At 67.9% G+C, this 536-nt stretch carries 1 protein-coding gene; it reads right to left on the bottom strand.

All coding sequences use genetic code 11. The features are described from left to right. Window positions 1-536: ROK family protein (locus CXQ91_RS24335; protein WP_146072442.1), on the bottom strand; the 536-nt coding region annotated here is incomplete at both ends.

The raw sequence follows: 536 nt of genomic DNA, 5'->3' as shown, positions 1-536 counted from the left end.
GACGCTGCCACAGCTCCCCCGATCACCACCAGTTCGGGGTCGTTGAAGGTGGCGATCAAGGCGATGACCCGTGCCATGCGGCGGGCAATGGTATCGAGAATGTGCCCGGCCACCTTATCGCCCCGGGCTGCGGCGTCGAACACGGCCTCGGCGCTGATCCCGCCGTCGCCGCCGACTGCATCGCCATCGATTGACGCGTCTTCCGGGCCAGCAGCCGTGCTCGTGTCCGTGCCCGTTGTCAGCGATGTGAGGAGCGTTTGCGGGGCGCCCTTTTTGCACGCCTCAACCGCCATTTCGCGTGCCAGCAGGGCGATGCCCTCGGGGGTGCCCACGCCTTCCACCAAGTGCAGCAGTCCCACTTCCCCGGTCCGCCCGGAGGCGCCGTGAAGCAGGCGCCCGGATTCCATCAAACCGAAGCCGATGCGTTCACCGGCCAGCATCACGGCCAGGTCATCTACGCCGGCCCCCGCACCCATCCAGCGCTCAGCCATGGCGGCCAGGTTGGCATCGTTGGCTAGCAGGACCGGCCAGCCGTA

It is taken from the genome of Arthrobacter sp. Y81, from assembly GCF_002929335.1.
Classification (GTDB): Bacteria; Actinomycetota; Actinomycetes; order Actinomycetales; family Micrococcaceae; genus Arthrobacter.
The sequence above is the reverse complement of the archived record's forward strand: the minus strand, read 5'-3'. Positions and strand labels throughout refer to the sequence as shown.